12 protein-coding genes are annotated in these 12,898 nt (G+C 63.9%); 10 read left to right on the top strand and 2 right to left on the bottom strand.

The annotated features are described in order from the left end of the window. Nucleotides 1-45: 45 nt before the first annotated feature. From JaAD80_RS04640 to JaAD80_RS04600, 9 genes are all read left to right on the top strand, one after another. A complete protein-coding gene (locus JaAD80_RS04640; protein ID WP_102293090.1) occupies nt 46-630 on the top strand; it encodes a sulfite exporter TauE/SafE family protein in 585 nt (194 codons plus the stop codon). A 22-nt stretch (nt 631-652) separates the two neighbouring features. Continuing rightward, on the top strand, nt 653-3,082 hold the full coding sequence (locus JaAD80_RS04635) for a heavy metal translocating P-type ATPase (RefSeq protein WP_102293089.1): 2,430 nt from the start codon (nt 653-655) through the stop codon (nt 3,080-3,082). Further along, nucleotides 3,082-3,261, top strand: coding sequence for a cbb3-type cytochrome oxidase assembly protein CcoS (ccoS, locus tag JaAD80_RS04630; RefSeq protein WP_102293088.1), 180 nt, complete (start codon nt 3,082-3,084; stop codon nt 3,259-3,261). The genes JaAD80_RS04635 and ccoS overlap by 1 nt, the downstream gene beginning before the upstream one ends. A 236-nt stretch (nt 3,262-3,497) precedes the next feature. Beyond that, nucleotides 3,498-4,925 carry a cytochrome-c oxidase, cbb3-type subunit I gene (ccoN, locus tag JaAD80_RS04625; RefSeq protein WP_034752511.1) on the top strand — a complete coding sequence of 476 codons (1,428 nt, stop codon included), beginning with the start codon at nt 3,498-3,500 and terminating at the stop codon, nt 4,923-4,925. A gap of 15 nt (nt 4,926-4,940) precedes the next feature. Continuing rightward, nucleotides 4,941-5,555: a cytochrome-c oxidase, cbb3-type subunit II gene (ccoO, locus tag JaAD80_RS04620; RefSeq protein WP_102293087.1), complete on the top strand. Its 615-nt coding sequence runs from the start codon at nt 4,941-4,943 to the stop codon at nt 5,553-5,555. A gap of 1 nt (nt 5,556) precedes the next feature. Continuing rightward, nucleotides 5,557-5,760, top strand: coding sequence for a cbb3-type cytochrome c oxidase subunit 3 (locus tag JaAD80_RS04615; RefSeq protein ID WP_035823305.1), 204 nt, complete (start codon nt 5,557-5,559; stop codon nt 5,758-5,760). Further along, nucleotides 5,753-6,673 (top strand): cytochrome-c oxidase, cbb3-type subunit III, encoded by a 921-nt coding sequence (ccoP, locus tag JaAD80_RS04610; RefSeq protein ID WP_102293086.1) that lies wholly within the window; start codon nt 5,753-5,755, stop codon nt 6,671-6,673. Before JaAD80_RS04615 ends, ccoP begins: the two co-directional genes overlap by 8 nt. 2 nt (nt 6,674-6,675) lie before the next feature. Then, nucleotides 6,676-8,058 carry a cytochrome c oxidase accessory protein CcoG gene (ccoG, locus tag JaAD80_RS04605; RefSeq protein ID WP_102293085.1) on the top strand — a complete coding sequence of 461 codons (1,383 nt, stop codon included), beginning with the start codon at nt 6,676-6,678 and terminating at the stop codon, nt 8,056-8,058. Between the two features lie 146 nt (nt 8,059-8,204). After that, nucleotides 8,205-8,729, top strand: a complete 525-nt coding sequence (locus tag JaAD80_RS04600) for a FixH family protein (RefSeq protein WP_102293084.1) — start codon at nt 8,205-8,207, stop codon at nt 8,727-8,729. 3 nt (nt 8,730-8,732) lie between these two features. Here JaAD80_RS04600 and fnr read toward each other — a convergent pair whose 3' ends face one another. Further along, complete coding sequence (fnr, locus tag JaAD80_RS04595; protein WP_102293083.1) at nt 8,733-9,491, bottom strand: fumarate/nitrate reduction transcriptional regulator Fnr; 759 nt, start codon at nt 9,489-9,491, stop codon at nt 8,733-8,735. Nucleotides 9,492-9,560: 69 nt separating this feature from the next. Further along, nucleotides 9,561-9,803 carry a hypothetical protein gene (locus JaAD80_RS30555; protein ID WP_180979300.1) on the bottom strand — a complete coding sequence of 81 codons (243 nt, stop codon included), beginning with the start codon at nt 9,801-9,803 and terminating at the stop codon, nt 9,561-9,563. Here JaAD80_RS30555 and JaAD80_RS04590 point away from each other — a divergent pair. After that, complete coding sequence (locus JaAD80_RS04590) at nt 9,802-12,816, top strand: response regulator (RefSeq protein ID WP_258002809.1); 3,015 nt, start codon at nt 9,802-9,804, stop codon at nt 12,814-12,816. The two genes, JaAD80_RS30555 and JaAD80_RS04590, sit on opposite strands and share 2 nt — an antisense overlap. Nucleotides 12,817-12,898: the final 82 nt, after the last annotated feature.

Below are 12,898 nucleotides of genomic sequence, written 5' to 3'. Positions count from 1 at the left end.
CCGTGATGGCCATCGCCGTGGCGCCGCCCCGCACTCCAGGCAAACGTGCTGCGCGTGCTGGCCTACAACGGCGGGCGCATCGCCAGCTACATGCTGGCCGGCGGCGTGGCGGGCGGCATCGCCGGCGCCGGCATGCTGCACATCGCCACACTGCAAGTGGCCGGCTACTGGCTGGCCAACCTGATGCTCGTCGCCTTGGGCCTGTACCTGATGGATGCCTGGCGCGGCCTGGCCAGAGTCGAGGCGGCCGGCAACGTCATCTGGCGCCGCGTGCGCCCTTTATTGAAACCCTTGATGCCGATGGATACGCCCTTCAAGGCGCTGGCCGTGGGCGCGCTGTGGGGCTGGGTGCCGTGCGGCATGGTCTACAGCGCGCTGCTGACGGCCATGCTGCAAGGCTCGGCCTTGCAGGGCGCGGCCGCCATGGGCGCCTTTGGCCTCGGCACCTTGCCCATGCTGTTCGGCATGGGACTGCTGGGTACGCGCCTGCGCGCGCAGCTGCAGCGCCGTCCCGTGCGCATCGCCAGCGGCGTGCTGGTGCTGGGCTTTGGCTTGCTGGGCCTGCTGCGCGCCGCGAATGGCGTGTCGCTGGGCTGGCTCGATGCCCTGTGCGTCACGGGCCATCCATGAAAAGGCGCATGAAAACACACTTATGAATGCTGTTCTACAACCCTCCGCCTGCTTCCATTGCGGCTTGCCCGTACCGGCCGGTTCCAGCTGGCTCGTCACCATCGACGAGGTGCCGCGCGCCATGTGCTGCCCCGGCTGCGAAGCGGTGGCGCAAACCATCGTCGACATCGGCCAGAGCGCGTACTACCGCGAGCGCGACGAATATGCCGTCAACGCCGCCGATGCGACCATGGTGCCGCCCGAACTGCGCCTGTACAGCAATGACGACGCGCAGTTCGCGCGCGACGCCAGCAGCTGCGAAGCGACCCTGTCCGTCGAAGGCATCCGCTGCGCCGCCTGCGTCTGGCTGATCGAGCGCCAGCTGACGCGCTTGCCGGGCGTGCAGGCAGCCAGCCTGAACGTCGCCACGGAGCGCCTGTACGTGCGCTGGAGCCGCGCCGAGTGCGAACCGGGCGACATCCTGCAAGCCGTGCGGCAAGTCGGCTACACGGCCTATCCGTATGACGCCGTGCGCCATGGCGAGCGCCTGCAAAAAGCCAGCAAAACGCTGGGCCGCCAGCTGTTCGTCGCCGGCCTGTCGATGATGCAGGTTATGATGTACGTGGCGCCGTCCTATCTGGCCGCCGAGGATGGCACCTTGGACAACAATATGGCCAGCCTGATGCGCTGGGCCAGTTTGCTGCTGACCTTGCCCGCCGTCTGTTACTCCGCCATGCCGTTCTTCCAGGGCGCCTGGGCCAGCCTGCGCGCGCGCACCCTGGGCATGGACGTGCCCGTCGCGCTGGGCATCCTGGCGGCCTTCTTCGGCAGCGTGGTGGCGACCTTTACGGGGCGCGGCGAGGTGTATTACGACTCGGCCACGATGTTCATTTTTCTGCTGCTGTGCAGCCGCTATTTCGAGCTGCAGGCGCGCCGCAAGGCCGCCTCGGCGCTGGAGCGCTTGCAGCACGCCTTGCCCGCCTCCGCCTCGCTGATGGCGGGCTTTCCCGACAACCGCGCCACCACCCTGGTGCCGGCCGGCAGCCTGGCCGTGGGCGACGTCATCCTCGTCAAACCGGGCGAGGCGATCGCCGCCGACAGCGTCATCGTCGAAGGCACGAGCGCGCTCGATTTATCGTTGCTGACGGGCGAAAGCGCTGCGCAGCGCAGGAAGACGGGCGAGCGCGTGCCGGGCGGCGCCATCAACGCCAGCGCGGCGCTCATCCTGCGCGTGCTGAAACCGGCGCGCGAGAGCACCCTGTCCGACCTGTTAAAACTCATCGAGCGGGCCGGCAGCGGCAAGCCGCAGATCGCGCAGTGGGCCGACAAGGTCGCCGCCTGGTTCGTGCTGGGCCTGCTGCTGTTCGCCATCGCCGTGTTCGCCTTCTGGAGCTGGCATGACCCGGCGCAGGCCTGGCCCGTGGCGATTGCCGTGCTGGTGGTCTCGTGTCCGTGCGCACTGTCGCTGGCCACGCCGACGGCGCTGGCGGCAGCCACCGACAGCCTGCTGCGGCGCGGCGTGCTGATCGTCCAGCCGCATGTGCTGGAAACCCTGCACCGCGCCACCCACATCGTCTTCGACAAGACGGGCACCCTGACCCTGGGCCGGCCCGTGCTGAAACAGATCGAGAGCCTCGGCAGCCTGAGCGACGACGATTGCCTGCAAGTGGCCGCCGCGCTGGAAGCGGGCAGCGCCCATCCGCTGGCGCAGGCGATACTCGATGCGGCCAAGGAACAGCCGCGCGCGCATGCGCAGCAATTGCAGGAAGTGCAGGGGCAAGGCCTGGAAGGCAGCGTCGACGGCGTGCGCTACCGCCTGGGCAACGCGGCCTTTGTGGCCGCCATCGCCGGCCCGCCGCTGGGCGACACGGCCGTCGGCATGCAGGGCATGACGCCGCTGTACCTGGGCACGCAGGGGCGCTGGCTGACGCGCTTTTTACTCAGCGATGCGCTGCGCCCGGAAGCGCGCGACGTCGTCGCGTATTTCCACCGGCGCGGCAAGCAGGTCGTGCTGCTGAGCGGCGACCAGGAAGCGCTGACGCAAAGCGTGGCGGCCGAACTGGGCATCGCCACGGCCTGCGGCGAATGCCTGCCCGATGAAAAACTCGATTTCGTGCAGCAGCTGCAGGCCACGGGCGCCGTGGTGGCGATGGTCGGCGACGGCATCAACGACGCCGCCGTGCTGAGCGGCGCCGACGTCTCGTTCGCCATGGGTTCCGGCGCCGCGCTGGCACAGGCGCATGCGGACACGGTGCTGCTCTCAAACCAACTGGTTTCCGTGCTGGATACGGCCAAGACGGCCGCGCGCAGCATGCGCATCATCCGCGAAAACCTGGGCTGGGCCACCTTGTACAATCTGACGGCCATCCCGGCCGCCGCGCTGGGCTTTTTGAACCCGTGGCTGTCCGGCGTCGGCATGGCCGCCAGCTCGGCCGTCGTCATCGCCAACGCCCTGCGCCTGCGGAAAGTCTGATGGAAGCCCTCTACCTCCTCATCCCCCTCAGTGTCGTCGTAGTCTTCATCGCCCTGTGGGTGTATTTCACGGCCTCGGACAGCGGCCAGTTCGACGACCTCGTCGGACCAGGCCTGCGTGTCTTGCAGGACGACGATACGACCGCTGACACTCGTCCCGACGACGCACCGCACGTCTGATTTCACAGCCCGGCTGGCGCAAAGCGCGCCATGGCCGGCGCCGCTGCTTTCCCCCGCATCCAGCGCCCGTTGCAGGGATCTTGCATGGCTTTTTCCAGCTGAATCGCATTTTATTTTGATGTCAGTTAACTACGCTTATTTCATCCGGGGAATTTTGATCCACATCAAAGTTTTTTAGCGGTCAAACACTTACTCTCTGGCCACCATCATAAATAGTAATTCCAGGGAGAGTCTTTGTGGATCAATCGCTGAACTATAACTACAAGATCGTGAAGCAATTCGCGGTCGCTACTGTGGTATGGGGCATCATCGGCATGCTGGTTGGCGTTATCATCGCCGCGCAGCTGGCCTGGCCTGCCCTGAACCTCGACATACCATGGCTGACATACGGACGCCTGCGTCCGCTGCACACGAATGCGGTGATTTTCGCCTTCGGCATCTGCGGCCTGTTCGCCACCTCGTACTACGTTGTCCAGCGCACCTGCCAGGTGCGCCTGTTTTCCGACAAACTGGCTGCCTTCACCTTCTGGGGCTGGCAAGCCGTGATCCTGTGCGCCGTCGTCACCCTGCCCATGGGCATGACACGCGGCAAGGAATACGCGGAACTGGAATGGCCGATCGCCATTCTCATCGCCGTCGTCTGGATCGCCTACGCCATCGTTTTCTTCGGCACCCTGATCAAGCGCAAGGTCAAGCACATCTACGTGGCCAACTGGTTCTTCGGCGCCTACATCCTGGCCGTGACGATTTTGCACGTGGTCAATGGCGCCGTCATGCCAGCCTCGTTCACCAAGTCGTATTCCGCCTATGCGGGCGTGCAGGATGCCATGATCCAGTGGTGGTACGGCCATAACGCGGTGGGTTTCATCCTGACCGCCGGCTACCTGGGCATGGTCTACTACTTCATCCCGAAACAGGCCGAGCGCCCCGTGTACTCGTACCGTCTGTCGATCGTCCACTTCTGGGCGCTGATCTTCACCTACATGTGGGCCGGCCCGCATCACCTGCACTACACGGCATTGCCTGACTGGACGCAATCGATCGGCATGGTCTTCTCGCTGGTCCTGCTGGCACCAAGCTGGGGCGGCATGATCAACGGCATCATGACCCTGTCGGGCGCCTGGCACAAGCTGCGCACCGATCCGATCCTGAAGTTCATGATCGTCTCGCTGTCGTTCTACGGCATCGCCACCTTCGAAGGTCCGATGATGTCGATCAAGACCATCAACTCGCTGTCGCACTACACCGACTGGACCGTGGCCCACGTGCATGCGGGTGCCCTGGGCTGGGTCGGCTTCATCACCATGGGCTCGATCTACTACCTGCTGCCGCGCCTGGCGGGCCGCACGCAGATGCACAGCACGCGCCTGGTCGACGTGCACTTCTGGGTGGCCACCATCGGCATCGTGCTGTACATCGCGGCAATGTGGATTGCCGGCGTGATGCAGGGCCTGATGTGGCGCGCGGTCAACCCGGACGGCACCCTGACCTACACCTTTGTCGAAAGCGTGAAAGCAACGTATCCGTACTACGTGGTGCGCGTGGCCGGTGGCCTGCTGTACCTGTCGGGTATGTGCATCATGGGCTACAACACCTGGATGACCTTGCGCGGCAGCAAACTCCCCGTCGCCCGCATTCCGGAACTGAACGCGGCGCACGCCTGATAGGAGCATAAGCAAATGAAATTTTCACATGCATGGATTGAGAGAAACCCCTGGCTGCTGATCGCCCTGGTCACCGTGGTGATCAGCATCGGCGGCGCCGTCGAGATCGTCCCCCTGTTCTTCCAGAAGAGCACGACGGAGCCGGTCGCCGGCCTGAAGCCGTATTCGCCGCTGCGCCTGGCGGGCCGCGACATTTACGTGCGCGAAGGCTGCTACAACTGCCACTCGCAGATGGTGCGTCCGCTGCGCGCGGAAACGGAACGCTATGGCCACTATTCGGTCGCCGGCGAGTTCGTCTATGACCGTCCGTTCCAGTGGGGTTCCAAGCGCACGGGGCCGGACCTGGCCCGCGTGGGCGCGCGCTACAGCGACGAATGGCACCGCACGCACTTGAACAACCCGCGCGACGTGGTGCCCGAGTCGAACATGCCGTCCTACCCCTGGCTGGCGAAGACCAAGCTGGTGCCTGACGAGATCATGCCGAAGATGCGCGCCCTGCAACGCCTGGGCCAGCCGTACAGCGATGAAGAGATCGCCGCCGGCCCCGCGCAGCTGCAGGACAAGACGGAAGAAGACGCCCTGGTCGCCTATCTGCAAGGCCTCGGTACATTAATCAAAACAAGGAATTAGCATGGCAATCGAAAACCTGTTTGACAGCGCCAGCAGCGTCATGACGGTGGTTTCCTTTACGACGTTCGTGGGCATCCTGTGGTGGACGTTCAGTCGCAGCAACAGCGACTTCGACGCGGCGGCACGCCTGCCGTTCGCCGACGACGCGCTCGACTATCCGGCCGAGGCCGAGATGAACCTGGCGAAGGAGCATCACCATGGCTGACTTTACCAATGGCTTCTGGAATATCTACATCGTCGTGCTGTCCCTGCTGGGCATCATCGGCTGCGGCGTGCTGCTGTACTCGCAGTCGAAAATCAAAGTGGTCGAGGGCGCCCCTGCCGACGGCACCACGGGCCACGTCTGGGACGAGGACTTGAAGGAACTCAATACGCCGATGCCGCGCTGGTGGATGTGGCTGTTCTACATCACCATCGTCTTCGCGCTGGCCTACCTGTTCCTGTATCCGGGCCTGGGCAATTATGCGGGCAGCCTGGGCTGGAAATCGACGGGCCAGTACGAGGAAGAGCTGAAGAAGGCGGAAGCCGATTACGGTCCCCTGTTCAACAAGTACCTGAGCCAGGACTTGAAGACGGTGGCCGCCGATCCGCAGGCGCAAGCCATCGGCCAGCGTTTGTTCCTGACCTACTGCGCGCAATGCCACGGCTCGGATGCGCGCGGCAACAAGGGCTTCCCCAACCTGACCGACAAGGACTGGCTGTATGGCGGCGAACCTGACGTCATCAAGACCACCATCCTGCACGGCCGCAATGGCCAGATGCCGCCGATGGGCGCCGCGCTGGGTTCCGAAAAGGATGTCGAGAACGTGGCCCATTACGTGCTGAGCCTGTCCGGCTCCACCGCAGATCCCGTCAAGTCGGTGCTGGGCAAGGCCAAGTTTGGTGCCTGCATGGCCTGTCACGGTGCCGATGGCAAGGGCAACCCGCTGCTGGGTGCGCCGAACCTGACGGACAAGACCTGGCTGTACGGCGGCAGCGCCGATACCATCATGGAAACCATCCGCAAGGGACGCAGCAACACCATGCCGGCCTTCAGCGATTTCCTCGGTGAATCGAAGGTCCACGTGCTGTCGGCGTATGTCTGGAGCCTGTCGAATCCGCAGGCGCCCGCCAAGTAAAAATGGAACCTCAAGTCATCAAGATGTATGCGGCCCGCGAGCAAATCTACCCTCGCGAGGCCAAAGGACGCTACGCTACCTGGCGATGGGTATGCGTCTGGCTTACCCAGCTGGCGTTCTACGGCTTGCCGTGGCTGACCTGGAATGGCAGGCAAGCCCTGCTGTTCGATCTGACCACGCGCAAGTTCTACATTTTCGGCGTCGTGCTGTGGCCCCAGGATTTTATTTACCTGGCGGCCCTGCTGATCATCTGTGCCTATCTGCTGTTCCTCGTCACGGCCATTGCCGGGCGGGTATGGTGCGGGTTCTCCTGCCCGCAAACGGTGTACACGGAAATCTTCCTGTGGGTCGAACGCAAGATCGAAGGCACGCGCAGCGCGCGCATGGCCCTCGACAAGCAGGGCCCGTCCCTGCGCAAGGCCTTCAAGAAGACGGCCAAGCACGTGGTGTGGGGCGCCATCGCCCTGTGGACGGGCTTTACCTTTGTCGGCTACTTCACGCCGATCAAGGAACTGGCGCAATCGGTGGTCACCTTGAACTTCGGTCCCTGGGAATGGTTCTGGGTCCTGTTCTACAGCCTGGCAACCTACGGCAACGCTGGCTGGCTGCGCGAGCAGGTGTGCAAATACATGTGCCCGTATGCGCGCTTCCAGAGCGCCATGTTCGACCAGGACACCCTGATCATCACCTACGACGCCAAGCGCGGCGAACCACGCGGCGCGCTGAGCAAGAAGGCCGGCAACAACGCCAAGCTGGGCGACTGCATCGACTGTACCTTGTGCGTGCAGGTGTGTCCGACCGGCATCGATATCCGCAACGGCCTGCAGTATGAATGCATCGGCTGCGCCGCCTGCGTCGATGCCTGCAACAGCGTGATGGACAAGGTCGAGCGGCCGCGTGGCCTGATACGCTACAGCACCGACCATGCGATGGAAAACAACTTCAATTCGCAGCAGATCCGCCAGCGCGCCATGCGCCCGCGCGTGCTGATCTACACGTCCATCCTGGCGCTGATCATCATCGCCGTGTGTACTTCGCTGGCCCTGCGCACGCCATTGAAGATGGATGTCATCCGCGACCGCGGTTCCATGGGACGCGAAGTGGAAGACGGCATGATCGAAAACGTCTACCGCCTGCAGATCATGAACACCTCCGAGCAAAGCCAGCATTTCAAGATCAGCGTGGCCGGCTTGCCGGGCCTGACCTTGCTGACGCGCGACGAAGTGACCTTGCAGCCGACGGAAACGCTGGGCTGGCCGATCCGCCTGCGCGTGCCGCACGGCGTGGGCGGGAAGGGCTCGAACAAGATCACCATCGAGCTGCAATCGCTGGACGACCCGTCGCTGCATGTGCGTGAAAGCGCCGTGTTCATCGTGCCGCGGTGATGTTGATCCGGGGTCGGACCCGCTGGGGCCGACCCCGGTATTTCGCCGTAGGGGCAGCATCAAACCTGCGGCAGGTTTACTGTATTTTCAACCCAGAAGCAAAAGCTGGGCTCAGAGCCAAAGGGTCTGGCCCCAAGGAGAACAACATGTCCGACAGTCTGAAACTGCAAGCCCCCGTTGCACCGTGGTACAAGCACCGCTGGCCATGGCTGCTGATGATCGGCCCCGGCCTGTCCGTCGTCGTCGGCAGCTTCATGGGCTACATCGCATTTACGCAGCCCGACGCGCTGGTGGTGGGCGACTACTACAAGCAGGGCAAGGCCATCAACCAGGACTTGCGGCGCGATACGGCCGCCAGCAACCTGGCCATGGATACCAGCCTCGCGTATGACGTGGCGCAGGCGCGCCTGACGGGTTCCGTGCACAGCTTCGGCAAGGCCTACCAGGCACCGTTGCAGCTGCACCTGGCGCATGCGACCCTGCCGGAAAAAGACATCAAGCTGCTGGTGCAGCCCGATGCGGCCGGCAATTTTTCCGTGGCGCTGCCGATGCTCGAGCGCAGCCGCTGGCAGGTGCTGGTGGAAAACACGACGCGCGAGTGGCGCCTGTCCGGTATCTGGACCTGGCCAGCGCAACGCAGCATCGCGCTGCATGCGGATGAAGAGTTATAAGCCTTATTTGCAGACGTCCGTACCGGCCGTGATGGCCTTCAGTTTGGCCGGCTGCAAGATCTCGATCTCGCGGTTCGACACGCGCAGCCAGCCTTCCTTCTTGAACTTCGACAATAAACGGCTGACGCTCTCGATGGTCAGGCCCAGGTAGTTGCCGATTTCCTCGCGCGACATGCGCAGCTGGAAATTGCTGCCCGAATAGCCACGCGCCTCGTAGCGCGACGCCAGGTTGACGATGAAGGCGGCAAAACGCTGCGTCGCCTGCATATTGCCCAGCAACAGCATCACGCTTTGCTCGCGCGTGATTTCCTGGCTCATCATGCGGTGAAAATGCCGCAGCAGGGTAGGCATATTGCCCAGCAATTGTTCCAGGCTGGAAAACGGAATTTCACATACTTCGCTGTCTTCCAGCGCCACGGCATTGCAGTGGTGGCGGTCGGCGCTGATGGCGTCCATGCCCAGCAGTTCGCCCGCCATCTGGAAACCCGTCACCTGCTCTTCGCCGCCAGGATTGATCTGGTACGTCTTGAAGTGGCCCAGGCGGATCGCGTACAGGTTCTGGAACGAGTCGCCGATGCGGAACAGCGAGGCGCCGCGCACGACCTTGCGGCGGCGGCCGATAATCTGGTCCAGCCTGTCCATGTCACCCACGTCGAGGCCCATCGGCAGGCACAATTGATGCATGCTGCACGTCGAGCAGCGCGCACGCAACGCTTCCACGTTTACGGTGGGCAAGGCTGGAGAGAGTAGCGCTTCTGTCATGTCAGACCCTTTTAGAAAAATGCAACAACAAGTTTACTGCATAGTGCGTTGCCATGTGCCAATTTCACCCTAATTCCCCGTAATTTCACTGAATAAACGACGTTCGGCATTTAATTTTATGGCAACATCCACAAAAGCCTGCGCCGGGGCGTGGAATTCGACGAGCCGTGCTTGCCAAGTTAACGTATTGATAGGAAAATTCCTGACAGCATTATCTGCCGCCTGTCCTCCCGGGACTGAAAAGGAAATCATGAAGCCTCTCGGCATTAAAGCAAAAGTCGCGCTGGCCACCAGTTTGACGTCGATCGCCATGATCGCCGTAGTTACCATGGTGCAGGTGAAACACATGCGCGACGATTTCACGCAAGTCCTGCTGAGCCAGCAAACGGCCCTGATCGAACGCACCGCAGACGAGCTCGACGACAAGCTGGCCATGCTGCTCGACATCATCACCCAGACCGCGCGCCACCAGCCTGCGTCCCTGATGGCCGACACCGCCCAGTTGCGCGAGTACTACAAGCAGCGCGCCATGCTGGCCCTGTTTGACGATGTACTGGTGCTCGACACGCAGGGCAAGGTGGTGGCCAACGTGCCCGAAGTGCCAGGGCGTAACGGTGTCGACGTGGCCGACCGCGCCTACTTCCAGACGGTGATGCGCACGAAACAGGCGATGATAACGGAACCGATGCTGGGCAAGACCAGCCATCTGCCCATCGTGCAGATGGTGGCGCCCGTGCTGGACAGCAACGGCGAGGTGGCCGGCATCGTCATCGGCGTGCTGCGCCTGTACAAGGACAATATGCTGGGCCATTTGCGCACGGCCAAGGTGGGCAAGAGCGGCTATTACTTCATCCTCACGCGCGAAGCCGTGCCGCGCTATGTGCTGTACCCCGATGCCAGCCGGCTGCTGCAGCCGCGCGCGCCCAACGCCAACCCCGTCACGACGCAGCTGCTGAAGGAAGATGGCGAGGGCAGCATGGTCAGCACCAACAGCCGCGGCGTGACGGCCGTCAACAGCTTCAAGCGATTGAAGTCCGTCAACTGGCTGCTGGCCGCCTCGCTGCCCGTGGCCGATGCGTTCGAGCCCTTCAATGGCGTGCTGTACCGGCTGGTGCTGTGGAGTATCGGCGCCTCGCTGCTGGCCGCCGCCGTGCTGGCCTGGGTCACGGTGCGCCTGCTGTCGCCGCTGGTGCGCCTGCGCGACACCCTGCTGTCGCTGCGCCGCTCCGGCAGCCGCTTTACGCCCGTGCCGGTACAGCAGCGCGATGAAATCGGCGAGCTGACGGAAGCGTTCAACGGTCTGATGAGCGAACGCGACCGGCTGCAGCAGGAGATCGAGGCGCGCGCCAGCGAACTGGAGCGGGAGCGCGACCGCGCCGAGGCGGCCAACCGCGCGAAAAGCGATTTCGTCGCCAACATGAGCCATGAAATCCGCACGCCCTTGAATGCCGTGCTGGGCATGGTGTATTTGCTGGGCAATACCAAGCTCGACACCGAGCAGCGCAAGTACCTGACCATGGTGCGCGTGGCGGGCCAGTCGCTGCTGGGCATCCTCAACGACGTGCTGGATTTTTCCAAGATCGAGGCGCGCCGCATGGACTTGTCGCCCGTCGAGTTCGACCTCGATGAAGTCATGAACACCCTGGCCACGACGATGACCATGAATGCGGGCGAAAAGGAACTGGAACTGGCCATCGCGGTCGAACCGGAGGTGCCGCGCCGCCTCGTCGGCGACGCCCAGCGCCTGCAGCAAATCCTCGTCAACCTGGCCGGCAACGCCATCAAATTTACGGAAAGCGGCGAAGTGGTGGTGGCCGTCAGCGTGGCGGAAAGCAAGAACGAGCGGGCCTGGCTGCGCTTCGAGGTGCGCGACACGGGCATCGGCATGACGGAACAGCAGCAGGCCCAGCTGTTCACGGCCTTTTCCCAGGGCGACCAGAGCATCACGCGGCGCTTCGGCGGCACGGGCCTGGGCCTGGCCATCAGCAAGCATCTGATCCACATGATGGGCGGCGAGATCGCCGTCGCCAGCAGCGAAGGCAAGGGCAGCCGCTTCTGGTTCAGCGTGCCCTTCGAGGTCCTGGCGCAGCCGGCCGAGACGCGCCGCACCCCCACCCTGGGGCCGCTGCGCCTGCTGGTGGCCGACGACAACCGCACCACGCGCGAACTGATCGTCAAGCTGATCCACGCCTGGGGCTGGAACGCGGACGAGGTGGACTCGGGCTTCGCCGCCATCGAGCTGTACCGCGAACGCCTGGCGCAGCAGCAACCGTACGACGTGGTGCTGGCCGACTGGCACATGCCGGTGATGGACGGCCTGGCCACAGCCAAGGCCATCCGGCAAGCGGCATCCGGCCAGCGCCAGCCCATCGTGGTGATGGTCAACGCCTTCGCGCGCAATCACCTGGAGGAAATTTCCAGTGCCGCCGAGGCCGATGTCGTACTGATGAAGCCGATCACCGGTTCAAGCCTGTTCGACGCCCTGCACCAGGCGCTGATCGCCAAGGAAGACGGCGGCGAGCCGCGCATGCTGCACCAGCCGCTGGGCACGGAGCTGGCCGGCGTGCATTTCCTGCTGGTGGAAGACAACCATTTGAACCAGGCCGTGGCGCGCGGCATCCTCGAACACATGGGCGCCACCCTGGACGTGGTGGGCGACGGCTTGCAGGCCGTGGAGCGGCTGCGCACGGAAGCGCTGCGCTACGACATCGTGCTGATGGATATGCAGATGCCCGTCATGGACGGCTTCAGCGCCACCCAGCTGATCCGCACGGAACTGCGGCTGAACCTGCCCGTGATCGCCATGACGGCCGGCGTGCTGGCCTCCGAGCGCGAACGCTGCATGACGGCCGGCATCACAGATTTCATCGCCAAGCCCGTGGTGGTGGAAGAAATGATGGAAGTCATCAACCGCCACTTGCCGAAACGCCCGCCCGTGCAGGCGCCTGGCGCGGCGGCGCCCGACGATGACGAGGTGTTTTCCATGGCCCCGCTGATGCGCGTGATGGGCCGCGATGCGAAGGGACGCGGCGTGCTGCGGCGCATGGTGGAAGACGCGCTGAACAAGGGAATGACGCCCGTGCGCGACGCCGAAGCGGCATTGCAGGCAGGCCGCCACAGCGACGTGGCGCGCATCCTGCACGGCTTGCGCGGCTCCGTCGGCACCCTGGGCACGAAACGCCTGATCCGCGCCGCCTTCGCCACCGAGGAAGCCATCGATACTGGCCGCTACGACGCCGTGCCGGCGCTGCTGGCGGTGGCGGGAGAAGAACTGCAACGGGCGCTGGCGGCGGCGACGCAGTGGTTGTCGCGGCTGGAGGATTAAAACAGCAGGTCGGATTGGCGCTTGCGCGTAATCCGACTTGATCCGACATGATCCGCCAACCATCGTGTCGGATGACGCGGCG

The sequence above is a fragment of the Janthinobacterium sp. AD80 genome (assembly GCF_002878455.1).
Classification (GTDB): Bacteria; Pseudomonadota; Gammaproteobacteria; order Burkholderiales; family Burkholderiaceae_D; genus Janthinobacterium.
This window is presented reverse-complemented; position numbering and strand designations above follow the sequence as displayed.

What these genes read in the sequence shown, in the direction of transcription:
- JaAD80_RS04635 (WP_102293089.1), top strand. Translation starts at nt 653, where the DNA reads ATGAATGCTGTTCTACAACCCTCCGCCTGCTTCCATTGCGGCTTGCCC.
- JaAD80_RS30555 (WP_180979300.1), bottom strand. Translation starts at nt 9,803, where the DNA reads ATGGCGATCGACGTCAAACTGGTGGCCAGCGCGACTTTTGCTTTAATG.
- JaAD80_RS04600 (WP_102293084.1), top strand. Translation starts at nt 8,205, where the DNA reads ATGTCCGACAGTCTGAAACTGCAAGCCCCCGTTGCACCGTGGTACAAG.
- fnr (WP_102293083.1), bottom strand. Translation starts at nt 9,491, where the DNA reads ATGACAGAAGCGCTACTCTCTCCAGCCTTGCCCACCGTAAACGTGGAA.
- ccoP (WP_102293086.1), top strand. Translation starts at nt 5,753, where the DNA reads ATGGCTGACTTTACCAATGGCTTCTGGAATATCTACATCGTCGTGCTG.
- ccoG (WP_102293085.1), top strand. Translation starts at nt 6,676, where the DNA reads ATGGAACCTCAAGTCATCAAGATGTATGCGGCCCGCGAGCAAATCTAC.
- JaAD80_RS04615 (WP_035823305.1), top strand. Translation starts at nt 5,557, where the DNA reads ATGGCAATCGAAAACCTGTTTGACAGCGCCAGCAGCGTCATGACGGTG.
- ccoS (WP_102293088.1), top strand. Translation starts at nt 3,082, where the DNA reads ATGGAAGCCCTCTACCTCCTCATCCCCCTCAGTGTCGTCGTAGTCTTC.
- JaAD80_RS04590 (WP_258002809.1), top strand. Translation starts at nt 9,802, where the DNA reads ATGATCGCCGTAGTTACCATGGTGCAGGTGAAACACATGCGCGACGAT.
- ccoO (WP_102293087.1), top strand. Translation starts at nt 4,941, where the DNA reads ATGAAATTTTCACATGCATGGATTGAGAGAAACCCCTGGCTGCTGATC.